Source organism: Corallococcus macrosporus (assembly GCF_017302985.1).
Taxonomy (GTDB): domain Bacteria; phylum Myxococcota; class Myxococcia; order Myxococcales; family Myxococcaceae; genus Corallococcus; species Corallococcus macrosporus_A.
Genome location: NZ_JAFIMU010000010.1, coordinates 20,123 through 44,161 on the forward strand (window position 1 = coordinate 20,123; position 24,039 = coordinate 44,161).

A 24,039-nucleotide genomic window follows, 5' to 3' on the forward strand; every position below is an offset into this window, starting at 1 on the left:
GACGTCCTTGTTAGACAGGACGGCGCTGCGTGGCGTACGCCTCCAGCCCCATCTGCGGAGGAGCGAGGTTGGCGTACATCGGGCACTTCATGCACGTGAACGACTGCCAGCCGCGACGGACCGCCTCATCGAGGCAGTTGTCGTAGTGGTTGCAGTTCAGGTTGCGATGCGTCTCGACGCCTGCCCGCTTCGGGCCGGCTTCGGGATTGATGGTCTGCGGCAGATCGGATGGACACGGCTTCATGGAGCCTCCCCTATGAGCTGTTTCCCCCCCCGAGGTCTGTGAACGAGCAGTGCTACCGACGACAGGTGTTCCTGACACGACTGCGGTCCGGAGTAGCGCTCAACGGCGGCGCAACGTAAGGATTCCCTTCGGATAGCGCAACGGGCCGACAACCCCGCGGGACCAGCCCGTGGGCGCGGGATCTAGGACTTGTCGGGCCGACTGTCAAACCGACCCCCGCCCACCTGGTGGGGAATGTCGACTGCAAACCTCTCGTTCCGAAGCCGCAAGGCCGCGAAGTGAAAGGAAGAATCCCATGAGTTGGACCGGTTGGGTGGCGGGTTGGATGACGACGGCGGCGCTGGGGCAGTCCCCCGCGACGCTGGAGGCCGTCCGCCTGCACCGGTCCGACGCGGCGGCGCTCGCCCAGGCGGAGCTCACCGCCTGCGAAAAAGCGAAATGCCCGGATGCGGGCCGCCTGGGCCTGCTCGCCGGGACGCTGGTGCTCTCCGACGGGGACGCCGCCGGGGCCCGGGACCTGCTCACCCGCCACGCGCCCCCCGCCCCCCTGGAGGCCTTCCACGCCTTCTACCTGGGCCAGGCGCGCTTCTACGCGGGCGACCCCAACGGCGCGGCGAAGGACTTCGAGCGGGCCCTGGAGAAGGCCTCCCCGTCCCTGGCCGTGCGCGCGCGCGCCCGCCTGGGGGAGTCGTTGCTGGACGCACACCGTCCCAAGGACGCGGCCCCGGTGCTGGAGTCGGCGGCGGCGGCGCAGCCCACCCCGGAGCTGCTCTTCCAGCGCGCCCAGGCCCGCGCGGCCACCGGCAACGCGGCGGGATTCAAGGCGGACCTCAAGTCCGTGGCGCTGCGCTTCCCCACCCACCCCTACGCGGACGAGGCGCTGGAGCGGCTGGCCGCGCTGAAGCCCGCGGTGAAGCTCACCCTGCCGGAGCACCTCCAGCGCGCCCGGGGCTTCCTGTCCGACGGCCCGGCGGCACGCGCCGAGGAGGAGCTGGCGACGGCGGAGAAGCGGGGGCTGGTGAAGGGCGCGCCCGCGCAGGCGCAGGTGGCGCTCTTGCGCGCCCAGGTGCTCTTCGCGCGCGGCAAGAAGGAGGAGGCGGAGAAGGCGCTCGCGGTGGCGCGCAAGGGGCCGCCGGCCATCGCCGCGGAGGCCCAGTTGGTGGTGGCGCGCCGGGCGCTGAAGTCGGACGACAACGAGAAGGCGCGCAAGCTGATGGCCGCGCTGGACAAGGCCTATCCCTCCCAGGCCGCCGGTGAGGAAGGCGCGTTCTTCGCCGCGTGGCTCGACTTGCAGGGCGGCCGCTTCGAGGACGCGGCGAAGTCCTTCGCGGACTACGAGAAGCGCTACAAGGGCTCGCGCCGCCGCGACGAGTCGATGTGGTTCCGCGCCCTCTCGCACATCCGGCTGGAGCAGTACGCGAAGGCCCGCCAGGCGCTGGACGACCTGGTGACGGCGTACCCGAAGACGAGCATGGCGCCGCAGGCCCGCTACTGGCAGGCGCGCACGGAGGAGCTGGGCGGCGGCAAGCCCGCGACGGTGGGGCCGGCCTACGAGGCCGTCATCAGCGCGGCGCCGGCGTCGTTCTACGCGCTGCTCGCCACGGAGCGGCTGCGCGAGCTGGGGCGCACGCCGCCCGCGGCCTTCCCGCAGCCTCCGAAGCAGCTCACCCTCCCCCGCCCGCCGGAGCTGGAGCTGGCGGTGGCGCTCACCCGCGCGGGGATGTTCCGCGACGCGGCGGACGAGGTGCAGTCGCGCGTGTCGGGCCTGCGCACCGCGGACCAGGCGCTGCCGTTCGCGCACGCGCTGCTGCAACTGGGCGAGTTCGGCCACGCGCACGTGGTGGCGGCGCGCTACCTGTGGGGCCGGGCCTTCGGGGCCAAGGCGCCGGACGCGCTGGCCGCGTTCTACCCTCGGGCGTTCGCGCAGGCGGTGGAGACGGAGGCCACGCGGCAGGCGCTGGATCCGTTCCTCGTGTGGGCCATCATGCGGCGGGAGAGCGCCTTCCGCCCGGAGGTGATGAGCGCGGCGGACGCGCGCGGCCTCATGCAGATCATCCCGCCCACCGCGACGGAGATTGCCCAGAAGATGGCGGAGCCCGCGCCCGCCCCGGCGGACCTCTTCGCCCCGGAGCGCAACATCCGCTACGGCGCGTGGTACCTGGCGCAGCTCATGAAGCGCTTCGCGCACCCGGCGCTCGCGGCGGCGGCCTACAACGCGGGCCCCAAGGCGGCGGTGCGCTGGACGCAGGAGCGCGGCACCCTGCCCCTGGACCTCTTCGTGGAGTCCATCCCCTACCGGGAGACGCGCGGCTACGTGAAGCAGGTGGTGGCGGACCTGTACCTCTACCACCGCTTCTACGAGAAGGACGGCACCCAGGCCCGGCTGGCCATGACGGTACCCCCGCCCTCCACGGACGGCGTCAGCTTCTGACGAGGTGGTGACGGCCCGGGCGCCGCTCCAGCACGGGCGGCGCGAGCGCTCCGGTGCGAGCGGGACGGCCGCTGCTCGCGGCAGCATGCCGACTTCAGGCGCCGCGCGAGGCCCGGCGGCGCTCGATTTCGTGCTCCAGCGACTGCACGACCTCCGACAGCGGCATGCTGCTGGAGTCCACGTGCACGGCGTCCTCGGCGGGCTTGAGGGGCGCCACTTCGCGCTCGGAGTCCGCGGTGTCGCGGCGCGTCTGGTCCTGGAGGACGCCCTCCAGGCTGCTGTCCACGCCCTTCTGGAACAGCTCCTCGAAGCGGCGGCGCGCACGCACCTCCGGGTTCGCCTGGAGGAAGAACTTCACGTCCGCGTCCGGGAACACCACGGTGCCGATGTCCCGGCCCTCCAGGATGGCGCCCGACGCCGCCTCCAGCGCCAGCCGCCGCTGGAGCGCCAGCAGCCCCGCACGCACCACCGGCCGGCCGGACACCTGCGACGCGCCCATGGAGATGGGCGGCGTGCGGATCTCCGACGACACGTCCTCGCCACCCAGGAAGACGTGGTTCTCCTCGCCCACCACCTGGAAGTGGATGCGCACGCGCCCGAGCAGCTCGCCCAGCTTCGCGTCGTCGTCGAACGCGATGCCCTCACGAGAGGCCATCAGCGCCACGCAGCGGTAGATGGCGCCCGTGTCCACCAGCGCGAAGCCCAGCCGCCGCGCGAGCAGCTTGGACACGGAGGACTTGCCCGCTCCCGCCGGCCCGTCGATGGCGACGATGAACGGACGCGCGCTCACGACAGGACCTCCTTCAGCGCGGCCACGCAGCGCGCGTTCTCCTGGGGCGTGCCCACGGAGATGCGCAGGCAGTTCGGGTGGCCGTTGCCCGCCATGGGCCGCACGATGACGCCCCGGCGCAAGAGCTGCTCGTACACCTGCGCCGACGGACGGTGGCAGTCCACGAACACGAAGTTCGCGTGGCTCTCCGTCAGCGTGAGCCCCAGCTTCGGCAGCTCCTCCCCGAAGTAGCGCAGCCCCACGCGGTTGTTCTCGCGCGTGCGCTCCACGTGCTCGGTGTCCTCCAGCGCCGCCATGCCCGCCGCCTGCGCCACCGTCGTCAGGTTGAACGGCATGCGCGTGCGGTGCACGTAGCCCGCGAGCTTCGCGTCCATCACCGCGCTTCCCAGCCGGATGCCGGCCAGCCCGTGGATCTTGCTGAACGTGCGCAGCCCCACGAGGTTCGGGTACGTGTGGAACAGCGCCACGGCGCTCGCGTAGTCGGGCCAGTCCACGAACTCCGCATAGGCCTCGTCGTGGACGACGAGCACGTCCTGGGGCACCGCCTGGAGGAACGTCTCCAGGTCCTTGCGCCCGAACGTGGTGCCCGTGGGGTTGTCCGGGTTGGCCAGGAACACCATGCGCGTGCGCGGCGTGACGGCGCGGGCCATGGCCACAAGGTCGTAGCGGAAGCCCTCGCGCATGGGCACCTCCACGAACGCACGGCCGTGCGCCTGCGCGGAGATGCGGTACGCGGGGAACGAACCCTTGCAGAGGAGGATCTCCTCCTCCGGCGTCGTGAACGTGCGGATGAGCAGCTCAATCAGCTCGTTGGAGCCGCTGCCCAGCACCACTTCCTCCGGCTTCACGCCCAGGTGCGCGGCCAGCCGGCGCACCAGGTGGAAGCTGGTGGCGTCCGGGTACAGGTTCACCTGGCCAGCGGCGTTGCGCATGGCCTCCACCGCGCGGGGCGATGGGCCCAGCGGGTTCTCGTTGGAGGCCAGCTTGATGACACCGGTGAGGCCGTACTCCCGCTCGGTCTCCTCGATGGGCTTGCCCGGGACGTAGGCCTTGAGCGTCTCGACGTAGGGAGGAACGAGCGGTCGCATGGGAGACGGGCCTCTATTTGCCGGTGAACACGCCGAAGGCGCGGAACTTGTTGTAGCGGTCACGCACCAGCGCGTCCGGGGACAGCTCGGCCAGTTGGCCCAGGTGCTTGCGCAGCGTCTTGCCCAGCGCCTCGGCGGCCTTGGCCGGGTCGCGGTGCGCGCCGCCAGGAGGCTCCGGGACCACCTCGTCGATGATCTTCATCTCCAGCAGGTCGGGCGCGGTGGGACGCATCGCGTCCGCGGCCTTGTCCGCCTTGCTGGCGTCACGGAAGAGGATGGACGCGCAGCCCTCCGGGGTGATGACGGAGTAGACGCTGTTCTGGAGCATCAGCACACGGTTGCCTACGCCAATGGCCAGCGCGCCGCCGGAGCCGCCCTCGCCAATCACCGTGGAGATGATGGGCACGCGCAGCCGGCTCATGACCTCCAGGTTCACGGCGATGGCCTCCGCCTGCCCGCGCTCCTCCGCGCCGATACCCGGGTACGCGCCCGGCGTGTCCACGAAGGTGAGGATGGGCTTCTCCATCCGCTCGGCCATTTCCATCAGCCGGCGCGCCTTGCGGTAGCCCTCCGGGCGCGGCATGCCGAAGTTGCGCGCCATGTTCTCCTTGGTGTTGCGCCCCTTCTGATGGCCAATGACCATCACGGTCTTGCCGTCGAAGCGCGCGAAGCCACCGATGATGGAGGGGTCCTCGCCGAAGTGCCGGTCGCCGGCCAGCTCGAAGTAATCCGTGAACAGGTGCTGGACGTAGTCGAGGAAGAACGGGCGCGAGCTGTGACGCGACAGCTGCACCATCTGCCAGCGGGTCAGGTCGCTGAAGATCTCCGCCTGGAGCTTCTTCGCCTTCTTCTCCAGCTTGGAGATCTCCGAGGAGAAGTCCGCCGTGCCGGTGGTGGAGAGGGCCTTCAGCTCCTCGATCTTCTTTTCCAGCTCGATGAGCGGGCGCTCGAAGTCCAGCGCGTAGCCAATGCCGGTTGCCATGGCGCCGAACTAGCACCAGGGTTGAGGCCTTTCAACGCGCAAGCGGTTACGCACCCCTGGAATGTCCCGGGGTGCCGCCCGTCTGGAGCCACATGATCCTCGCCCTCTCGCTGGCCCTGGCGCTGTCCGCCGCCCCGTCCACGCCCCCGTCGGGCAAGGAGCTCAACACCCAGGGCTTCCGCCTCTACCAGTCCGGCCGTTATCCAGAAGCGCTGGAGAAATTCCAGGCGGCCGCCCGGGCCACCCCGGACTACGCCCTGGCCCACTACAACGCCGCCGCCACCCTGGGCGTCCTGCGCAAGCAGGGCAAGGTGTGCGACCACGACGCCTACCGAGGCACCATCGTGGAGGAGCTGACCACCGCCGTGCGCCTGGACGCGCGCCGCCTCCAGCGGGCGAAGGCGGACCGGGACCTGGACGTCATCCGGGACACACTCGGCTGGCAGAAGCTCCTGGGCCACACCCCGGAGCAGGAGACCAGCGTCCCCACCCTCCTGCGGAACGTGTCCTGGTACGGCCCCGGCGTGGGCGTCTACGGCACCACCCGCGCCCTCAAGTTCCAGGACGGCGGGCGCGTGGAGCTGTGGAGGAAGGACGTCGACGACTCGGGAACCCCCAAGGAGTCGCGCATCCAGGGCACGTACACCGTGAAGGGCCGCGCCGTGACGGTGAAGCTGCCCAAGGCCGCCCCCGTCACCGGGAGCCTGGACGCGGACGGCACCCTGCGCTTCCCAGCACCCCTGGAGACGTTCACGGACAGCCCCTCCGAATGCGAGGCCTGAACGGGGGAAGTGACGACCCGTTCACGCCTACACGCCTCCGGGTTGCGCCGCCCTGGCGGGCCTGCCTGCCGGTGCCCACCTTCCCCGTGAAGCCGAGGGGGGAGCGCAGTGCACCGACTCAATGCAAGACACTGGGGGCTGGTGGCCATCATCGCGGCGGCGCCCTTCGTCCTGGCCTTCGTGCTGGGGGCCGCGGCCCCGCGGCTGCTGGAGCCGGTGCTGGGCACCCCGGTGGGCGGACTGAGCTGGGGGCTGGCCACGGTGCTGGGGCTGGTGGGCGGCGCCCTCTTCGCGCGCATCCTCGCGGCCCTGCAGCGCCCGCGCATCCAGCGGTCCCCGGTGCTGCGCCTGTTGGGGACGGTGGGCGGCGCCAGCGTGGTGGTGACCCTGTGCATCGTGCCGGCGGTGGCGCTGATGCTCGTGGGTCCGGGCTGGGTGCTTCAGCAGCACCTGACGGTGCCGGCGGCGCCGACGGTGCGCTCGCTCAAGTCGAGCGCCGTGGACCTGCTGGGCCAGGCGCGCCGGGCGTATCCCCACCGGCTGCCCCTGTCCCTGCTCCTGCCGGGCCCCCACTAGGCGCCCGGCGTCTCCCACACGTCCGTCAGGCCGCCTTGATCTTCGCCGGCGGCGCGGACAGCGCGTACCACGCGGTGCGGAACGCCTTGAGCTCGCGCAGCCCCGCGGGGTGACGGCCCAGCGCGGGCGCCATCGTCACGGGCAGGCCAATCTTCTTCTCCATGGCCTTGGCCGCGTTGAGCTCCAGCTTGCGGCGGTTCTCGCACTTCTCGCAGGTGGACTTGGGGCCCACGCGGTTGACGAGCACCCGCTCCACCTGGAGCTTCTTCTCCTTGAGGTACTCCACCAGCCGCTCCGTGCGGGACGCGGCCAGGTCCTCGCCGCGCGTCACGACGACGAAGCGCGACTCGCTGGGGGACGCCAGCGCGTCCTCGAAGCGCTTCACGTGCTTGAGCATCGCCGCCAGGTCATCCGCCAGCTCGCCCAGGCCCTTGGCGCGGTGCTTGTTGAGGATGCCGTGCAGCGCGCCCAGCCACGTCTTCGCGGTGTCCGCCAGCTCCACCACGCGGACGTTGGTCACCTGCGGCGACGAGTCCACCACGATGCGCTTGAAGCGCTCCTGCACCAGCGCGTCCGTCAGCACGGACATGGCCGCCAGCTCGTCGATGCCCGGGGGCGCGCACTCCAGCAGGTTGCGCAGGTAGAGCAGATCCGCCGGCACGTCGTTGCCCGCCTTGGGCGCGCCCTCGAAGGCCTTCTCCGCCTTCTCCTTCAGGCGCTTGCGCAGGGCGTTGAACCAGCCCGCCATGTCCAGCTCGCGCGCGTACAGGCCCTTGGTGCCCTTCACCTGGGTCTCGGTGTCCGTCAGGCGGCTCTGCAGCACGTCCGACAGCGAGTGCGCGGGGTCCGTGGAGATGAGGAGCACCGGCCCCTCCTTCTCCGTCAGCGTCACCGCCGCGGCGGCCGCGCAGGAGGACTTGCCCACCCCGCCCTGCCCCACGAAGAAGATGAGCCGCGTGGGCGGCAGCGGGGGCGCCGCGATGGGAGGCATGGACGGGGCGCGCACCAGCGCCGGAGGCCCTTCCGCCGCGCTGAACTCCAGCGCCTTGGTCTCCTTGCCCGCCGCCCACTCCTTGGCGAACTCCTTCAGCCCGTCCAGCCCCCGGGGCGCCACCTCGCGGCGGCCCAGCAGGTTCACGGGCACGGTCTTGTCCAGCGCCTGGTACTTGCGCACGTGCGGCGCCTGCAGGCCGCGGCGGCCCTGGCACGCGGGGCAACCCTGGTGGTCCTCCACCTGGTTGACCACGACCTCCGTCACCGGCAGCCCGCGCTCGCGCAGCTGGGTGAAGTACATGCGCGTCTGCGCTTCCGGCACCGGCTCCGCCAGCGCCACCAGGTGGAAGGCCGTGCGCGCGGGATCCTTCAGCAGCGCCAGCAGCTTCTCCGCCTTCTGACCCACCTGCTCCAGGAAGCCCGCGGGAGCCGCCTCCGCCGCCGCGGCGGCCTTCTTGCCCTTGCCGCTGGGGGCCGGGGCGGCGCGGTCCTGGCCCGCCTTCACGAAGCCCAGGAACTTGCGCAGCTGCGCCGGCAGGTCGAACAGGCGCAGCGTGTGGCTGGTGGGCGCCGTGTCCACCACGATGCGGTCGAATTCGTTGGACTCCAGCAGGTCCACCACGTGGAAGAGGGCCACCAGCTCCTCCAGCCCCGGCACCGCCTGCTGGTAGAGCTTGCCCATCTCCTCGTCCGACAGGTGCGTGCCCTTCACCGCCGCCTTCGCCAGCGCCGGGAGGTACTCCGCCAGGAACGGCTTGAGCAGCGCGGGCGGGTTCAGCTCCGCGCCGAAGAGGCCGCCTTCGCCCTTGCCCGCCTGGAGCTTGGTGGGCTTCGCCGGAAGCTTCTTCTTCACCAGGTCCGACAGGGACTGGACCGGATCCAACGAGACGACCAGCACCCTGTGCTTGGGCGCTTCTTCGGAGAGCCTCACCGCGTACGCTGCCGCGAGCGTGGTCTTGCCAACCCCGCCCTTGCCGCCGAAGAAGTGAAGTACTCGCGCGTCGCTCATTGCGTTGTGGCCTTCCTTGATGCCCCCCCGGCGGCACCCCAGATGACTCACGTTGGCCGACCGCCCCGTGGGGGGCGGACGTGGCCCGAAATGAGACGTCCCGGCCGGGCCCTCACCAACGGGTGGGAGAGGCCCGGAGGATCCCCCGTCCAGGGGGGAAAAGTCAAGAATTGACAGGGGTTTTCGAGACCTCCCCCGCCCGTTTAAACCGGCTTGGGGAGGCCCCGTGCGCGCCCTCCAGGAGCCCTGCCAAGGGCCCGGAATCCGGGCCCTCCTGCCTACCCACCAGGTCAGCGGGTCAGGAAGCTGCTGGCCCCCATGGGCCCGTCGTTGCCCTGGCCGCCCAGGGGGCTTCCGCCGCCCGGGGTGCCCTGCGCCCGGTTCTCCGCCGCGTAGCGGTTGAGCTTGTTGTAGAGCGTCTTCTCGCTCACCCCCAGCACCTCCGCCGTACGGGCCTTGTTGTTCCCGTTCCGCTGGAGGCTGCCCAGGATGTACTCGCGCTCCACGGCGTCCAGGCTCAGGCCGAACGGCAGCTTGAACGTGTGGCGCTCCGGGCTCTTGCCGGCCATGTCGGGCGGCAGGTGCTCGCGGGTGATCAGCTCCCCGTCGCAGAGGATGACCGCGCGCTCCACGGCGTTGCGCAGCTCGCGGATGTTGCCCGGCCAGTCGTAGTTCTTGAGGACCTCCATCGCGTCCGGGTGCACGCCGGAGACGCGCTTGGCGGAGTCCCCGCGGAACTTGTCCACGAAGTGCTGGACCAGGATGGGCACGTCGTCCCGGCGCTCGCGAAGGGGCGGCAGGTGCAGCTGGAACACGTTGAGGCGGAAGTAGAGGTCCTCGCGGAAGCGCTGGTTCTTGATCTCCTGCTTCAGGTCGCGGTTCGTGGCGGACAGCACGCGCACGTCCACTTCGATCTCCACCTTGCCGCCCAGCCGGCGCAGGCGGCCCTCTTCCAGCACGCGCAGCAGCTTGGCCTGCAGGTCGATGGGGATTTCGCCCAACTCGTCCAGGAAGAGCGTGCCGCCGTGGGCCATCTCGAACACGCCCGGGCGGCGCTGATCCGCGCCGGTGAAGGCGCCGCGCTCGTGACCGAAGAGCTCGGATTCAATCAGCGTCGCGGGGATGGACGCGCAGTTGATGGCGATGAAGGGCTTGTCGCGGCGCAGGGACAGGTTGTGCACCGTGCGGGCGACCACTTCCTTGCCCGTGCCGGACTCGCCGCTGATGGAGACGGAGGCCTTGGAGGGGGCCACCTTCTCGATCATCTCGATGACCTTGCGCATGCCGGTGGAGCCGGCGATGAGGTCCGTGGAGCCCAGCTGCTTGAGGCGCCGGCGCAGCGTCTGCACCTCGCGCATGGTCTCCTTCTTCTCCAGCGCGCGGTCGATGCAGACCTTGAGCCGCGCGGTGTCCAGCGGCTTCACGATGAAGTCGTAGGCGCCCTCGCGGATGGACTCCACCGCGGTGTCGATGGTGCCGCGGCCGGTGAGGAACACCACCGGGCAGTCCGGCAGCTCCTCGCGCAGGTTGCGCAGGAGCCACAGACCGTCCGTCTCCGGCATGGCGAGGTCCGACAGGACGACGTCGGGCCGGAACTCACCGGCCTTGCGGAGAGCGTCATGCCCGTCGAACGCCGTTTCGACCTTGTGACCCCAGGCGGACAACATCTCCGCCAGGGCCTCGCAGGTCTCACGTTCGTCATCCACGGCCAGGATTCGTGCGCTGCCCAAGGTGAAAACCTCCACTGCGATGAAGCGTGATGAAACCGGATGGAAGACCGACAACGCCTGAAGGGGGGAACCTCAGGCGCGCGGGAACACGAGGCGGCACGTCCCCGCCTGAATAGCGACTTCAATGCCCAGTTGCGCCGCGCGCAGCGTCAGCGCGGCCACGGTGTCCGTCGCCCGTTCGGGCGCCGAGGAGCCGTCCACGACCTCCAGCACCGCGCGAGGCCCTTCGGCGCGGACGGCGACCACCACCGTGCTGCCGGACTCCGCGCGCTGGAAGGCGCGCATCAGCACCTGCACCAGGAAGAACCCCAGCTCGGTGGTGTCCTCCATGCGGGCCTGCACGTCCGGCTCGATGGTGCGCGTGACTTGAAGGCGGCGCCGGCGGCTCTCGTGGCCCAGCACGTCCAGGGCCTTGCCGGTGGCGTCCGACAGCGGCGCGTCCCCGGAAGGGCCGGCCCCGCGAAACACGATGAAGTCCGAGAAGAGCTTGAGTAGGCTGTCCACGCGAGCGATCTGCTCGCGCATGGCCTTGAGGTTCTTCTCCTGCGTGGCCGGCACCTGGCCGGACTCGCCCTTGAGCTTCTCGGAGAGCACCTCGAGATGGATAGCCAGCGCGTTGAGCGGGTTGCGCACGTCGTGCAGCAGGCTGTCCATCAACGGCGGAACCGCGTCGTAGCGGGCCGCGCCCACCACGGGATCCGACACATCCTGGACAGAGGGCACACTGCTGGCCATTGCTGTTGAGCTAACCACCTGGAACTCCTAGTAATTTTCCGTCTCCCCACCCCCGCCGCCGCCCTACCGGAGCCAGGATTTAGGGAGCACCCCGGGGATCGTCAACCCTGGGTCGGTAATTCTTGCCGGAGTTCTAAAATTCCCGTGTCGGAACGGCCACTTAGGACCTCTCCCGAGTGTCATTCAACGAACGGGAGCCCTGCACCCGGCGATCAGCGTGTCCAGGGGTTGTCCAGCCCTGGACACCGGACGGCCTTCAGGTACCGGTGGCGGGCGCCGGAGGCTGCGCGGCGGCGCCCAGGCCCACAAGCTGGAGGCCCAGGCGGGCCGCGTACTCGAAGATGCGCGGATCCCGGTAGAACTCGCCGAACACGATGCGGGTGCAGCCGCTGTTGGCGATGAGCTTGAAGCACGGCCAGCACGGGCTGGCGGTCGTGTAGATGGTCGCCCCGTCGATGCCGACGCCGTTCTTCGCCGCCTGGATGATGGCGTTGGCTTCCGCGTGGACGGTGGCCACGCAGTGGCCGTTCTCCATCATGTGGCCCACTTCATCGCAGTGGGGCAGGCCGCGGATGGCGCCGTTGTAGCCGGTGGACAGGATGGTCTTGTCCCGCACCAGCACCGCGCCCACATGCTTGCGGTCACAGGTGGCGCGGGTGGCCACCTGCTGGGCGATGTCCATGAAGTACTGATCCCAATTGCCCCGAGCGGACATGCGGCTCAACCCTCCAGCGGATGAGCTCGCAGCTGTAACGCCGGATGCGGGCCGGAACCAATTCCTGGCCGGCCCGCTGTCGGATCAGCGACTGGCCGTCTTCTGGGGCCCCGCTTCCGTGGAGCGCTCCAGCAGCCGGCCGAAGCCCTTCGCCCGCAGGAAGCCGCGCACCTTGGCGCTGGGCGCGGCGAACGTCTCCCCGGGCATGGGCACGTCGAAGCTGAAGTTCTGGGACGCGACCTCGAAGTCCACCTTCGCGGTGCGGTAGCCCTCCACGATGGCCAGCAGCCGCCCCGTCTCCATGCTGAAGATGCCGCCGCCGGAGGCCCCGTAGCCGATGGGCGCGTCCGTCTTGAGCATGCGCGGGTGCTTCGTCTGCTTGTCCCACTCCACCTGGGACACCATGCCGCCGGAGATGGACAGCGCGCGGCCGTACGGGGACGCGGCCACCACCACGTCCTCGCCGGGCTCCGGCTCGTCGTCCGCCGCCAGCTCCGCCACGGGCCACGTCACGCCCGTCACGCGCAGGAGCGCCAGGTCCACGTCCGGCACCTCACCCGTGGCCACCACCTCCGCCGCGTACTCATGCGTCTCCGCGCGCCGGTCCAGGACGACCTTGAGCACGGGGTCCGTGAGGTCGCCCTGCTCCACCGCGTGCGCGTTGGTGAGCACGTAGCTGACGGGGCCGGACTCACCGGCCTCCGTCCCGATGACGACGCCGGACGCCGAGCGGCGCACCTTGCCGCCCTCCGTCGTCACCAGCCGCACGTTGAGCGGGAGGATGCGCCGCACCATCGCCTTGCGCGTGGGCTGCGCCGTGGGCTCGGGCCGGGACAGCACCCGCTCCACCCGGAGCGGGGCCTGCGTGTGCGTCGCCACCGGAGTGTCCGCGGAGGACTGCGACGGGGCACTGGCGCACGACACGAGGGCCCACAGGAGGGGGGTGCCCAACAGCAACCGGTTCATCAACACTCCAGGCGCAAGGAAGAGGAGGGACGAAAGACGACGACACACGCGCGAACTCGCTGTGAGGTCCCATCATCCCGAGCCCCGGCCTGGATTTGAAAGCAGGCGAGCAGGCATCGGCTTATCGGATGCCTGCCCTCCCGCCCCCGGTCAGGCGTAGCGCTGCCGCATCAGGAACAGGATGGCGTCCTTCGCGCAGAACTCGCAGTAGCCGTAGCGGTCCGCCATCGTCTTGAGCGTGTCCTGCACCTGGGACTGCTCGCGCGGGGTGAGCTGGGCGCGGTCCTCGGAGAGGTACTTGAGGATGTTCTCCTTGTTCTTGCGCAGCACGCGCTTGCGCTCCTCGAAGTAGTGGTCGCGCAGGCGCTTGAACATGTCCGGGAAGATGCGCGGGTAGTCCATGGCGCCGTCCGGGTTGTCCAGCCGGTGCGCGCCGATGCTCGCGATGAGGCCCCGGCGGAAGTCCGGCGGCGCTTCGCCCTGCGGCATCACGATGGCCTCCACCTCCGCCATGCGCGCCTCGTCCGGCTTCTCCGACTCGCCCGTCACGCGGTTGCGCATCTTCTCCCCGCGCACCCAGTGGCTGACGCTCTGGATGTAGCGCTCCACCAGCTCGCGGTACTGCCCTTCCGACACCAGGCCCATGGAGTCGCGCACCTCGGAGTCCACGCGGTCCAGGTACTCGCCCTCCACCACGCGCACGAAGGTTTCGTGGTCGTGGTAGCCGTCCATCACCTCCTGGAGGAGGAACTCGTAGACGCTCTTGTCCTTGCAGAGCGCGTGCAGTTCCTCCAGCACCGCCAGCGCGTGGAGGCACTTGTAGTCCGGGTTCTGCGCGGCGTTGAAGAGCGCGGTCTTGATCTCCCGCGCGCTCGCGCCGGAGCGCCCCTCGTAGTTGGGGTACGCGTCGGACTCCTCGTACATCTCCTCGCGCAGCTTGAGCAGCTCCTTGGTGTTGGACGAGGACAGCCGCGCGGGCACCCCACCCTCCTGGTACAGGTGCATCTTCTCCGCGGGCGCCACCTGATCCACCAGCGGCTTCACGTTGGCCGGGTAGCGGTCCGGGATGGGCTTCTTCAGGCGCGTGAGCACCGCCCACATCGCGGCCACCTCCGTGGCGTGCGGCGCGACGTGCTTGCCCACGGACGTGGCGGTGATCTGCGCGTCGTAGATCTCCTGCTCGACCTTGTAGCGGCGCAGGTACGGCACGCGCACCAGCTCGATGCGGCCCTTGAACGACGCGAAGTCCGGCAGCTCCTTGAACGCGTTCAGGTGCTTCTCGTTGGAGGACGCGATGAGCACCTCGTCCAGCTGGAGCACGAAGGGCTCCAGGGGCACCTCACCCGTCTCGCTGAAACCCAGCAGGTACTTGAACGCCTCCAGCGGGCGCTTGAGCAGGTCCGCGTACTCGATGAGGCCGCGGTTGGCGTGCACCAGCGGGCCATGCGGCTCGAAGAGCACCGTGCTGTGCAGCGCGGCGGGCAGGTTGAGCTGGGTGCGGTCCGCGCTGATCTGCTGCGCGGCGGCGTCCACGCTCATCTGCGGCTCCACCGTCACCGTGCCCACCTGGTAGCGGCGCGACACGTAGAAGCGCTCCACCTGCACGTGGCGCAGGACCTTGAGGTAGTCCCCGCCGTAGGAGTTGAGCAGGGCCGTGTAGATGCGGCGGCACTTGGCGCACAGCTCGCCCTCGCGCACGTAGTCGGACAGGAGGAAGTCCCCCGTCTCTCCGTCGCCGTTGCCCAGCCCCTTCTTCTTGAGCGCGCCCTCCAGCAGGGCCTTGCGCTCCGTGGGCGGCACCGCGAAGAGCGGATGGTCGCGCAGCTCGCAGGGCATGCGCAGGTCCAGCGCCTCCGCGTCCAGGTGGGCGTAGGTCGTGAGTTCGCCATCCGCGGTCTTCGCGCCCGCGCGCTCGCCGAAGCCGATGGAGCCCTTGATGAGCTTCTCCGACGGGAACACCCACGCGATGCGGTAGAGCGCCCCTTGCGGCTGACGGGAGTAGTCCTCCATCCCCTGCTTCAGCGCGTTGACCAGGCTGGACTTCGCGCTGCCGTTGGGGCCGTGCAGCATGATGAGCTTGTTGATGCGGCCGGCGCGCACGAAGTTGCCCAGGATGCGGTAGAGGGCGTTCTGCACCTCCTCCTGCCCGGCGACGCGGCCGTCATGCTCGGCGGACGGGACGTCGAAGACCTTGAAGCGCCGGATGGTGCCGGTGGGGTGCGGAACGGTTTCCGTCCCGTAGTGGTCCATCACGTCCCGCAGGTACTGCGCCGCGTTGCGCGACTGGCCCTTCGGGTCCGCGAAGAAGAGCGTGAGGTACTCCTCGAAGGACAGGATGGACCGGTTCTTGACGAAGTCGGCGCTGACCTGTGCGCCCACCTCCTGCAGATAGCCCTTCGCTTCCACGGCGGCTCCCCTCTGTGGGTGGGTAGTCTCTCGGATGTAGCCACGGCGCTTCGCCGTCGCATGTGAACCCCGGGGAACGACCTTCGTTCCCGGCCCGGGGGATGTAAACCTCCCGGGCGGCCGGTCTGTTCGGGGCCACGCGCTTGGACGCCGGCCGTGTCCCACCCGGCCAGGCGGGCGCCCGGGGTGGGAGGTTGAAGGCGCGCTGGAAGTTTGAGGGCGTCCGTCGGATGACGGATGGTTGGTGATTCGCGCACCCGGGATGGGTGAGATACGGTCCCGGACTGCCACACCCCACAGAGCCGCAACGCCTCACCCGGAGCCCACACGCGATGCACAAGGAGCCCATCATCGGCATCGACCTCGGCACGACGAACTCGTGCGCGGCGATCGTCGAGGACAGCGGGAACGTCAAGCTCATCCCCTACAAGGGCGGCGAGTACACCATCCCCTCCATCTTCGCCATCGACGACAAGGGCAACGAGCTCATCGGCTTCGAGGCGAAGCGCCAGTGGCAGCTCAACCCGCGCAACACCGTCTACGGCGCCAAGCGCCTCGTCGGGCTGAACTTCAGCAGTGAAGTCGTCGGCACGATGAAGAAGTCCGTGGCGTACAACATGCGCCCGGGCTCGAAGAACGACGTCACCCTGGACGTGGGCAAGAAGGAGTTCACCCTCCAGGAGATCAGCGCGAAGATCCTGGGGAAGATCCGCGAGGTCGCCTCCAACTACCTGAAGACGCCCATCAAGCGCGCGGTGGTGACGGTGCCCGCGTACTTCAACGACCGGCAGCGCCAGTCGGTGAAGGACGCCGGCAAGCTCATCGACCTGGAGGTGGTGCGCATCATCAACGAGCCCACCGCGGCGGCGCTCGCCTACGGCGTGGGCAAGGGGCTGTCGGAGAAGGTCGTCATCTACGACCTGGGCGGCGGCACCTTCGACGTCTCCATCATCGAGATCCGCGACCGCGTCTTCGAGGTGAAGTCCACCGGCGGCGACGTGTTCCTGGGCGGCATCGACTTCGACAACGCCATCATTCACCACGTCCTCAAGGACTTCGCGGCCAAGACGGGCATCGACCTGGCCACGGACCCGGTGGCCATGCAGCGCATCAAGGACCTGGCGGAGCGGACCAAGATTGATTTGTCCGCGCGCGAGGAGGTCCCCTTCAACATCCCCTTCATCACGATGACGGCGCAGGGCCAGCCGCTGAACATCGAGATGAAGTTCACGCGCAAGATGCTGGAGCAGCTGACGAACCAGCTCGTGGACCGCACCCTCCAGATGGTGGCGCGCGTGCTGGTGGACTCCGGCCTGTCCACCAAGGACATCGACGAAGTGATGCTGGTGGGCGGCCAGACGCGCATGCCCGTCGTGCAGGATCGGCTCACCAAGTTCTTCGGCAAGCCGCCCAGCAAGGGCGTCCACCCGGACGAGGCCGTGGCCATTGGCGCCGCGCTCTACGCGCACTCGCTCCAGGACGACACCAACCTGCGCATCCAGTTGTTGGACGTGATTCCCATGGCCATTGGCCTGGAGCGCGGCGACGGCGGCTTCCACGTCGTCTTCCCGCGCAACGCGTCCATCCCCAACGCGAAGCAGTTGCTGGCGACGACGAGCATCGACAACCAGACCGAGCTGGCGATGCGCATCTACCAGGGCGACCACGACACGGTGGCGCGCAACGACCTGCTGGGCGAATTCACCTTCTCCGGCATCGTCCCGGCGAAGGCCGGCACGGTGAACGTGGAGATCATCTTCGACGTGAGCGTGGAGGGCATCCTCACCATGCGCGCGAAGGACCCCGCCACCGGCCGCGAGATGAAGACCACGGTGCGCGTCACGCAGAGCTGAGGGCGCCCCGGAAACACCGCGGCGCCCCTGCCTGCTGAAGGCGAGGGGCGCCGGGTGGGAAGCAACGACCGCCGGGGGAAACCTCAGGCGGTCTTCTTTTCCTTCTCCATGACGATCTGCGGAGGCTCGTGCTTGGTGATCACCTGCTCGGTGATCTTGCACTCCTTGACGCCCTCGCGGAACGGCACGTCGTACATGATCTCCAGCATCGCGTCCTCCATGATGGCGCGCAGGCCGCGCGCTCCGGAGTGACGGCGCATCGCCTCGCGGGCGATGGCGCGCAGCGCTTCCTTGGTGAAGGTGAGCTTCACCTTCTCGATCTCGAACATCTTCTGGTACTGCTTCACCAGGGCGTTCTTCGGGATCGTGAGGATGGTGACGAGGTCATCCTCCTTCAGGTCGTTGAGCGTCGCGATCATCGGCAGACGGCCGATGAACTCCGGAATCATTCCGAACTTCATCAGGTCTTCCGGCTCGGTCATCGCCAGCAGCTCACCCACGCTGCGCTCTTCCTTGTGGGTGATCTTCGCGCCGAAGCCCAGGCCCTTCTCACCCACGCGGCGCTTGATGACGCCGTCGATGCCGTGGAAGGCACCGCCGCAGATGAAGAGGATGTTGGTCGTGTCGACCTGGACGTACTCCTGCTGGTTGTACTTCTTGCCGCCGCGCGGGGTGACGTTGGCGCGGGTGCCTTCGATGATCTTCAGCAGGGCCTGCTGCACGCCCTCGCCGCCCACGTCGCGGGTGGCGCTGGGCATGTCGCCCTTGCGCGCGATCTTGTCGATCTCGTCGATGTAGACGATGCCGCGCGCGGCCTTCTCCACGTCGTAGTCGGCGTTGTGGAGGAGGTTCTGGATGATGTTCTCGACGTCCTCACCCACGTAGCCGGCCTCGGTGAGGCTGGTGGCGTCCGCGATGGTGAAGGGCACGTTGAGGAAGCGCGCCAGCGACTGCGCGAGCAGCGTCTTGCCCGAGCCCGTGGGGCCGATGAGCAGGATGTTGCTCTTCTGCAGCTCCACGTCCTCGCCGCCGGGGCTCTTCACGCCGGGGCGCGGCCGGGCGGCCGGCTTCTTCTGGTAGATGCGCTTGTAGTGGTTGTAGACCGCGACCGAGAGGACCTTCTTCGCCTGGTCCTGACCGATGACGTAGTCGTCGAGGAACGCCTTGATCTCCAGCGGCGTAGGCAGGCTGACCTGCGGCTTGCCCTCCTCGCGTTCGTTCTCGTCCGCGATGATGTCGTTACACAGCTTGATGCACTCGTCGCAGATGTAGACCGTGGGTCCGGCGATGAGCTTCCGAACCTCGCGCTGCGATTTGCCGCAGAACGAGCAGGACAGGTTGACGTGGTGCTCCTTCTTCACTGCCGCCTCCGAGTTCGCCGGTCCCAGATTGGGACCTTCTCCGCCGACCACCGCACTCCGCCACCCTCGAAGCCGCCCACGTCTTTACGACGGCTCCAGGCCCACCTGCTACAGGCCCTGAACCCACTATAGGGCCCTCCCCTCCGGGCAGGAAGCCCGGCGGAGGTGCCCTTTCCCAGGAGCGTTCATCCCAGGTCAACGGGTCGACGTTGGATAACAGCGACTCAGGCGTCCGTCACGCTCGACGCGATCTCTTCGACATCGTCCGCCAGGGCGGCCGCCCGCTCGGCGACAGCGTTGGGGACTCGACGGCTTCCCGCCAGCTCGGAGGCGAGCTTGCGCGCCATCTGCGCCAGTTTCCGCACCTGGAGGCTCTCCGGCGGCGGCTCCGGCGGGGGCCGGGGGAAGCGCTCGGTGAACTCCTTCTTGAGCTCCGTGGGAGACTTCTCCGGGCTCCAGATGCTGTCGCGCAGGGACTTGTATTCGGTGGGTGACAGCTGGCCGCGCTCCTCGGCGTCAGCCAGGACTTCCACCACTTCGAAGGCGGGCGCCTTCTCCGGGAACTCGTGCTGCTGGAGCTCTTCCGGGGCTTCGTGCTTGGCCAGGAAGCTGAACGAGCGCGTGAGCTTCAGCGCGGTCTGCTTCTTGATGTGCAGCTCCTTGAGGCAGTAGGCCTCGAAGGAGGCGTGGCCCCACTCCTCGTACTTGGCTTCGTCCCGGACCTGGACGAGCAGCTTGCCCAGCTCCGCCCAGGTGGACTTGAAGCGCTTGGCGGCGAGCAGGACGGTGTGGCGGAACGTCCCCGGGGGGACGCTCATGGCCTTCTTGGCGATTTCGACTTCGGCGACAGAGGCGGACATGCCTGTTGTATCGGGCACGTCCGGGGGGTGGGCAAGAAAGTCGCCCTACCCCCGCTTGCCGATATTGAACGAAAGTCCCACGGTGGCGCGCTCGCCGTCGTAGGCCTTGAAGGGCCACTTCTTCAGCTCCGCGAAGAGGCACTCGTAGAGCGGGCCCTGCTTGAACTGGGGGTTGTCCACCCAGAGCTTGTTCACGCGGCCGTCGTTCCCGATGACGAACTCCATCGGAATCTTCGCGGCCAGGCCCGGCGTGCGCTCGGCCTCTTCCTTGAAGCAGCGGAAGAGCTTGGACTGGTTGCCGGCGACGACGCGGTTGATGGCGCCCTGGTCGAACTGCTGGGCCATCTCCAGGCCGTCCGGATCCGTGGAGACGCTGCCCGTCCGGGGCGGCCGGTTGGCGGAAGCGGCGCTGGCCACCGCGCCACTGCCCGCTGTCTTGGGGGAGGCACTGCCCTGCCCCGCGGGGCGATCCGGGCGGCGCGGGTCGTTGGTCGGGTAGGCGAAGAGGTCCTCGTCATCCCCCCGGGCCTGGGCCAGGCGGATGGTGGGCGGATCCATGGTGATGCCGTCGCCCTCGTCCGTCGCGCCGAACAGGCCGTAGACGGCGGCGTTGCGCGCCAGGTACCAGCCGGTGACGCCCAACAGGAGCGCCACGCCCGCGGCGACGCCCGCGAGCACCTTCACGCGCTTCTGGTTGCGGGCCTGCTCCACGAGCATCGTCTGGGCGACGCGGCCCTGCGCCTCGAAGCGCGCGATGTGCACCTGGAAGGCGGCGGTGTCCCGGAGCGTCCGGAACTCCCGCTCACCCGCCGGCGCCACCGGGCTGTCCGGGGTCAGTTCCCCCGTGTAGAGCTTCTCCACCACCTGGGATGCGGTGATGGGCCCCAGCACCAGGTCTCCCTGTCGGAAAAGCCACTGCCCATCACTGTCCACCGCGAGTTCTTGTCCGGCCAGCATTCGCGCGGGAGTATCGTGTGTCTCCCAGCGTCATCGCAACGCCGTGGCAAAGCCCTCGCTCAAACGAATTCCCGCCGTACTGTGGACTTGGTATCGCGGTGGAAACTTCCGCGGCTTCCAGCGCCAGGTGGAAGGCCCCACGGTCCAGGACGCGCTCGAAGACGCCCTGGAGCAGGCAGGCTCACCGGCGACGGTGATGCCGTCCGGGCGCACCGACCGGGGCGTGCACGCGCGGATGCAGGTCATCAGCCTGCGCCTCAATGAGGACGTGCCCCTGGACTCGCTGCCCGCGAGGCTCCAGCCGCACCTCTCCCCGGACGTGGGGCTGTGCATCGCGAAGCGGCCGCCGGGCGCCTTCCACGCCCAGTGGAGCGCGAGCGGCAAGGAGTACCGCTATCACCTGACGCTGGGTGGACCGCCGACGGAAGCGTGGCGGCCGTACGCGCTGGACGTGGCGGCGGACGGGACGCTCCAGGCCGGTCACCGGGTGACGCCGGAGCGGCTGGAGGCGCTGCTCGCCCGCGCCGTGGGCACGCGGGACTTCACCGCGTTCCACGAGCGTTCCAGTCCCCAGAAGCCGCGCACGCTCGCGTCCGCCACCCTGCGGGAGCTGGGCGGAGGGCTCTTCGAGGCGCGGCTGGAGGGAGATGGCTTCGCGCGCTACCAGGTGCGGTACCTGGTGGGCAGTGCGCTGAAGGTCGCCGCGGGGCTCCTGTCCGAGGAGCAGTGGCACGCGGCGCTGGATGCGGGGAGCGCCCTGGCCGGCTTCAAGGCCCCGGCGCATGGGCTGGTGCTGTGGGAGGTCCGCTATCCTTCCGCGGTGGACCCCTTCGGGCCCGGCGAGCGCCTCCACCCGCCCGGTCTGCCCGACGCGCCACCCTTCACGGGAGCGCCGCCGGGCTGACGTCGCGCTTTCAGTCCACGAAGCGCGCTTCGTACTTCGCCAGCAGATCCGAGATGGCCTCCCGGAGGTACTCGCTCTGACGGATGCGCGTGGTGCGCGACAGCTCCTTCAGGGCATCCAGCTTCTCGCGATTGAGACGAAACACGACCGAGGTGAGGCGGGGATTCATGTCCAAGTGCGTGGCCTCCGACAGATGCACACACCCTCTCACAATGTCGGACAACCTCAAGAAAACAACCTACGAGGCCGAACCCACCGGGATGATCCACTGCAACCCGGTGAAGAGCTCGGTGTCCGCGCGCAGTCCGGAGCCGAACCCGAACGTGAAGCCGAGCCCGCCGTACAGCGCGAAATGATCCAAGAGGGTGTGTCTGGCGCCGAACCCTAAGCGAGGCCCCAGCCACGGCCCAGAAATCGGCCGCACGGAAACGCCGAGATCAAAGAAGGTCCGCCACGACTCGGATCCGAAGACGCTGCGGTAACCGGTGATCAGCGCCAGCTCCTCCCCCGGGCGGCCGGTGCTGCCGCGCGCGAGGAGGAACACCTCATTCCCCTCGTAGCCGACGGTGAGCGCGGCCCCCAGGTCCAGGTGCCCGGCGAGCCCGGACACGGCGGAGGTGCCGCTGATCCGTTCGGTGTACGTGGCCCCGGGCCCCACGGTGAGGATCAGCGAGCGCTGGCGCGCGTAGGGCCCGTCGTCCACGAACTCCGCCGCGGCGGCGGGGGCGGCCGCGAGGATCAGGACGGCCGGGAGCCCCTTCACCCCACCACCGGGAGCTTGAAGCCCTCGGCGGGTCCCTTCCCCTGCCCTGCCCCGGCCGCGGGGGTGATGCCGGCGGCCTCGTTGAGGCGGCCCGAGCGGAAGGGCTCCAGGTCCAGGGCCACGAACTTGAAGCCCAGGGACTTGAAGGCGCCGTTGATCCGCTCGCGGATGCCGGCCTCGAAGAAGCGCGGGTACTCCTCGCTGGCCAGCTCGATGCGCGCCACGTCCTGGTGGTAGCGCACGCGGAACTGCTTGAACTCCAGGGCGCGCAGCTCCGACTCCGCGGCGGCGATCTGCAGCAGCCGGTCGCGCGTCACGGACGTGCCGTAGGGGATGCGCGACGCCAGGCACGCCATCTGCGGCTTGTCCCAGGTGGGCAGCCCCAGCTTGCGGCTCCACGCGCGGATCTCATCCTTGGTGAGCCCCGCCTGGGCCAGGGGGGACGACACCTGGTGCTCCTTCGCGGCCTTGTGGCCGGGGCGGTGATCCTTGAAGTCGTCCGCGTTGAAGCCGTCCAGCACCACGGCGAGCCCCAGCTCCGCGCGCTTCGCCTCGCAGAGGTCGTACAGCTCCGTCTTGCAGAAGTAGCAGCGGTTGGTGGGGTTGGCGGCGTAGTTGGGGTTCGCCAGCTCGTTGCTGGAGACGACGACGTGGCGGGCGCCCAGGCGGTCCGCCAGCTCACGGGCCTCGCGCTCCTCCTCCGGGGCCACGGAGGCCGACAGCGCGGTGAGCGCCAGGGCGCGCTCGCCCAGCACCTCCGCAGCGATGGCGAGGACGAAAGTGGAGTCCACGCCGCCGGAGAACGCCACCAGCGCACTGCCGTGGGCGCGCAGGGCTTCGCGCATCGCCTCCAGCTTGGGGCGGGACGCTTCACACAGGGCTTCAATCCGCTCGGGGCTCAGCATGGGGGACTCCTAAAACGGAAGGGCCCCGGATTGCACGCGCATCGCGCGAGCAACCTGGAGCCCTTCGACAGTCAGGGGACAGCGGGGGGCTTCTAGCGGGCCTTGCCCTTCACGGCCTTCTTCTTCGCGGCGGCGGGGGCCGGCTTGCCCACGCGGGCGGCGCGGGTGGCCGGACGCGCCTTGGCGCCCTTGGAGCCCTTGTCCGCCTTGGGCGTCTTCGCGGCCTTCACGGCGGCGACCCGGGCGGGGGCCTCCTCCTCGTCGCGGCGGGCCTTCTTGGCCGGCAGCGGGTTGGCCTTCATCTTCTTGCCGGTGATGATCTTCAGCTCGTCCGTCGTCATCAGGCCCAGGTCCAGCAGCGCCTGGAAGATCTTCGTGCCGCCGTCCTCCACCGACTCCGTGTCGGAGTAGATGGTCACCTCGGGAGAGGTGGGCGGCTCGTAGGGCTCCGTGATGCCGATGAAGTTCGGGATCTCGCCGTTGAGCGCCTTCTTGTACTTGCCCGTGGTGTCGCGCTCGATGAGCTTCTCCGTGGGGCAGTCGACGTAGACCTCCACGTACTTGCCCACCGAGCGGCGCACTTCCTCACGGCTCGACTTGTAGGGGCTCACGCAGGGGACGAGCACCGCCGTGCCGTTGCGGGCCAGGAGGCCGGCGACGAAGCCCAGGCGGCGCACCACCATGTTGCGCTCGTCCTTGGTGTCGCCGATGCCGGCCCACAGGTCGTTCTGGAGTTCACCCTCATCGAGGACCTCCACGTTGCGTCCGACCTGCCGGAGGCGCGCCGCGATGTAGGCGGCCGTCGTGCTCTTCCCGGTCCCGGACATGCCGGTCAGCCAGAGGGTGAAACCAGTGTTGGGGGCCATAAGGGTTCAAACTCCCTGCGTCCGGAGCGCTTATTGCACGCGGCGTGGGACGCGGCAGATCCAATTGACCGCCGCTTTATAGACGATAACCCGGTCACTTGACAATTCGGACCCACCTTTCCG

At 69.3% G+C, this 24,039-nt stretch carries 22 protein-coding genes; 5 read left to right on the top strand and 17 right to left on the bottom strand.

From position 1 onward, the window contains the following. Positions 1 to 10 precede the first annotated feature (10 nt). Entirely contained in the window at positions 11 to 244 is a 234-nt protein-coding gene (locus JYK02_RS30820; RefSeq protein ID WP_014396719.1) for a hypothetical protein, read from the bottom strand. A gap of 295 nt (positions 245 to 539) precedes the next feature. Between JYK02_RS30820 and JYK02_RS30825 the strand changes: the two genes are divergently transcribed. Continuing rightward, a complete protein-coding gene (locus tag JYK02_RS30825) occupies positions 540 to 2,675 on the top strand; it encodes a transglycosylase SLT domain-containing protein (protein WP_207056393.1) in 2,136 nt (711 codons plus the stop codon). 94 nt (positions 2,676 to 2,769) lie between these two features. On the opposite strand, the gene cmk is transcribed toward JYK02_RS30825, so the two are convergent. Genes cmk through JYK02_RS30840 form a run of 3 tightly spaced genes read right to left on the bottom strand, consistent with a single transcriptional unit; the run spans position 2,770 to position 5,535 of the window. Further along, positions 2,770 to 3,465 (bottom strand): (d)CMP kinase, encoded by a 696-nt coding sequence (gene cmk / locus JYK02_RS30830; RefSeq protein ID WP_207056395.1) that lies wholly within the window; start codon positions 3,463 to 3,465, stop codon positions 2,770 to 2,772. Beyond that, positions 3,462 to 4,553: a histidinol-phosphate transaminase gene (hisC, locus tag JYK02_RS30835; RefSeq protein ID WP_207056397.1), complete on the bottom strand. Its 1,092-nt coding sequence runs from the start codon at positions 4,551 to 4,553 to the stop codon at positions 3,462 to 3,464. Before hisC ends, cmk begins: the two co-directional genes overlap by 4 nt. 13 nt (positions 4,554 to 4,566) lie before the next feature. Next, positions 4,567 to 5,535, bottom strand: a complete 969-nt coding sequence (locus tag JYK02_RS30840) for an acetyl-CoA carboxylase carboxyltransferase subunit alpha (RefSeq protein WP_207056399.1) — start codon at positions 5,533 to 5,535, stop codon at positions 4,567 to 4,569. 92 nt (positions 5,536 to 5,627) lie between these two features. Between JYK02_RS30840 and JYK02_RS30845 the strand changes: the two genes are divergently transcribed. After that, the gene (locus JYK02_RS30845; RefSeq protein WP_207056401.1) at positions 5,628 to 6,317 is read left to right on the top strand and encodes a tetratricopeptide repeat protein; all 690 of its coding nucleotides are present in this window, start codon (positions 5,628 to 5,630) and stop codon (positions 6,315 to 6,317) included. Between the two features lie 108 nt (positions 6,318 to 6,425). Next, positions 6,426 to 6,893 carry a hypothetical protein gene (locus JYK02_RS30850; RefSeq protein ID WP_207056403.1) on the top strand — a complete coding sequence of 156 codons (468 nt, stop codon included), beginning with the start codon at positions 6,426 to 6,428 and terminating at the stop codon, positions 6,891 to 6,893. Between the two features lie 25 nt (positions 6,894 to 6,918). On the opposite strand, the gene JYK02_RS30855 is transcribed toward JYK02_RS30850, so the two are convergent. From JYK02_RS30855 to JYK02_RS30880, 6 genes are all read right to left on the bottom strand, one after another. Then, complete coding sequence (locus JYK02_RS30855) at positions 6,919 to 8,895, bottom strand: ArsA family ATPase (RefSeq protein WP_207056405.1); 1,977 nt, start codon at positions 8,893 to 8,895, stop codon at positions 6,919 to 6,921. Between the two features lie 290 nt (positions 8,896 to 9,185). Next, positions 9,186 to 10,625 carry an enhancer binding protein Nla6 gene (gene nla6 / locus JYK02_RS30860; protein ID WP_120527285.1) on the bottom strand — a complete coding sequence of 480 codons (1,440 nt, stop codon included), beginning with the start codon at positions 10,623 to 10,625 and terminating at the stop codon, positions 9,186 to 9,188. A 72-nt stretch (positions 10,626 to 10,697) separates the two neighbouring features. Beyond that, complete coding sequence (locus JYK02_RS30865; protein WP_347402627.1) at positions 10,698 to 11,348, bottom strand: histidine kinase dimerization/phospho-acceptor domain-containing protein; 651 nt, start codon at positions 11,346 to 11,348, stop codon at positions 10,698 to 10,700. Positions 11,349 to 11,616: 268 nt separating this feature from the next. After that, positions 11,617 to 12,075 (bottom strand): deoxycytidylate deaminase, encoded by a 459-nt coding sequence (locus JYK02_RS30870; protein WP_120551930.1) that lies wholly within the window; start codon positions 12,073 to 12,075, stop codon positions 11,617 to 11,619. 84 nt (positions 12,076 to 12,159) lie between these two features. Further along, the gene (locus JYK02_RS30875; RefSeq protein ID WP_207056409.1) at positions 12,160 to 13,041 is read right to left on the bottom strand and encodes a S1C family serine protease; all 882 of its coding nucleotides are present in this window, start codon (positions 13,039 to 13,041) and stop codon (positions 12,160 to 12,162) included. Between the two features lie 150 nt (positions 13,042 to 13,191). Beyond that, positions 13,192 to 15,447, bottom strand: coding sequence for a serine protein kinase PrkA (locus JYK02_RS30880; RefSeq protein ID WP_207056411.1), 2,256 nt, complete (start codon positions 15,445 to 15,447; stop codon positions 13,192 to 13,194). A 332-nt stretch (positions 15,448 to 15,779) separates the two neighbouring features. Here JYK02_RS30880 and JYK02_RS30885 point away from each other — a divergent pair, with 332 nt between their 5' ends. Next, on the top strand, positions 15,780 to 17,300 hold the full coding sequence (locus tag JYK02_RS30885) for an Hsp70 family protein (RefSeq protein ID WP_207056412.1): 1,521 nt from the start codon (positions 15,780 to 15,782) through the stop codon (positions 17,298 to 17,300). An 83-nt stretch (positions 17,301 to 17,383) separates the two neighbouring features. Here the strand turns inward: JYK02_RS30885 and clpX are convergent, their stop codons facing one another. The 3 genes from clpX to JYK02_RS30900 form a co-directional block, all read right to left on the bottom strand. Further along, entirely contained in the window at positions 17,384 to 18,661 is a 1,278-nt protein-coding gene (gene clpX / locus JYK02_RS30890; RefSeq protein ID WP_207056413.1) for an ATP-dependent Clp protease ATP-binding subunit ClpX, read from the bottom strand. A gap of 224 nt (positions 18,662 to 18,885) precedes the next feature. Continuing rightward, complete coding sequence (locus JYK02_RS30895; protein ID WP_207056414.1) at positions 18,886 to 19,539, bottom strand: hypothetical protein; 654 nt, start codon at positions 19,537 to 19,539, stop codon at positions 18,886 to 18,888. A 27-nt stretch (positions 19,540 to 19,566) separates the two neighbouring features. Next, positions 19,567 to 20,478 (bottom strand): AgmX/PglI C-terminal domain-containing protein, encoded by a 912-nt coding sequence (locus tag JYK02_RS30900; protein WP_207056415.1) that lies wholly within the window; start codon positions 20,476 to 20,478, stop codon positions 19,567 to 19,569. A 43-nt stretch (positions 20,479 to 20,521) separates the two neighbouring features. On the opposite strand from JYK02_RS30900, the gene JYK02_RS30905 reads away from it, so the two are divergent. Then, the gene (locus JYK02_RS30905; RefSeq protein WP_207056416.1) at positions 20,522 to 21,382 is read left to right on the top strand and encodes a tRNA pseudouridine(38-40) synthase TruA; all 861 of its coding nucleotides are present in this window, start codon (positions 20,522 to 20,524) and stop codon (positions 21,380 to 21,382) included. Between the two features lie 10 nt (positions 21,383 to 21,392). Here JYK02_RS30905 and JYK02_RS30910 read toward each other — a convergent pair whose 3' ends face one another. From JYK02_RS30910 to cysC, 4 genes are all read right to left on the bottom strand, one after another. Beyond that, entirely contained in the window at positions 21,393 to 21,557 is a 165-nt protein-coding gene (locus JYK02_RS30910) for a ribbon-helix-helix domain-containing protein (RefSeq protein WP_014396701.1), read from the bottom strand. Positions 21,558 to 21,620: 63 nt separating this feature from the next. Continuing rightward, on the bottom strand, positions 21,621 to 22,145 hold the full coding sequence (locus tag JYK02_RS30915) for a hypothetical protein (RefSeq protein ID WP_207056417.1): 525 nt from the start codon (positions 22,143 to 22,145) through the stop codon (positions 21,621 to 21,623). Next, entirely contained in the window at positions 22,142 to 23,050 is a 909-nt protein-coding gene (gene larE, locus JYK02_RS30920) for an ATP-dependent sacrificial sulfur transferase LarE (protein ID WP_207056418.1), read from the bottom strand. The genes JYK02_RS30915 and larE overlap by 4 nt, the downstream gene beginning before the upstream one ends. Before the next feature lie 92 nt (positions 23,051 to 23,142). Next, positions 23,143 to 23,916 (bottom strand): adenylyl-sulfate kinase, encoded by a 774-nt coding sequence (cysC, locus tag JYK02_RS30925; RefSeq protein WP_207056419.1) that lies wholly within the window; start codon positions 23,914 to 23,916, stop codon positions 23,143 to 23,145. Between the last annotated feature and the right edge of the window lie 123 nt (positions 23,917 to 24,039).

Excerpts from the sequence above, each read along its gene's own strand:
- JYK02_RS30820 (WP_014396719.1), bottom strand. The coding sequence starts at position 244 with ATGAAGCCGTGTCCATCCGATCTGCCGCAGACCATCAATCCCGAAGCC.
- JYK02_RS30825 (WP_207056393.1), top strand. The coding sequence starts at position 540 with ATGAGTTGGACCGGTTGGGTGGCGGGTTGGATGACGACGGCGGCGCTG.
- hisC (WP_207056397.1), bottom strand. The coding sequence starts at position 4,553 with ATGCGACCGCTCGTTCCTCCCTACGTCGAGACGCTCAAGGCCTACGTC.
- JYK02_RS30840 (WP_207056399.1), bottom strand. The coding sequence starts at position 5,535 with ATGGCAACCGGCATTGGCTACGCGCTGGACTTCGAGCGCCCGCTCATC.
- JYK02_RS30845 (WP_207056401.1), top strand. The coding sequence starts at position 5,628 with ATGATCCTCGCCCTCTCGCTGGCCCTGGCGCTGTCCGCCGCCCCGTCC.
- JYK02_RS30855 (WP_207056405.1), bottom strand. The coding sequence starts at position 8,895 with ATGAGCGACGCGCGAGTACTTCACTTCTTCGGCGGCAAGGGCGGGGTT.
- JYK02_RS30870 (WP_120551930.1), bottom strand. The coding sequence starts at position 12,075 with ATGTCCGCTCGGGGCAATTGGGATCAGTACTTCATGGACATCGCCCAG.
- JYK02_RS30875 (WP_207056409.1), bottom strand. The coding sequence starts at position 13,041 with ATGAACCGGTTGCTGTTGGGCACCCCCCTCCTGTGGGCCCTCGTGTCG.
- JYK02_RS30885 (WP_207056412.1), top strand. The coding sequence starts at position 15,780 with ATGCACAAGGAGCCCATCATCGGCATCGACCTCGGCACGACGAACTCG.
- JYK02_RS30900 (WP_207056415.1), bottom strand. The coding sequence starts at position 20,478 with ATGCTGGCCGGACAAGAACTCGCGGTGGACAGTGATGGGCAGTGGCTT.
- larE (WP_207056418.1), bottom strand. The coding sequence starts at position 23,050 with ATGCTGAGCCCCGAGCGGATTGAAGCCCTGTGTGAAGCGTCCCGCCCC.
- cysC (WP_207056419.1), bottom strand. The coding sequence starts at position 23,916 with ATGGCCCCCAACACTGGTTTCACCCTCTGGCTGACCGGCATGTCCGGG.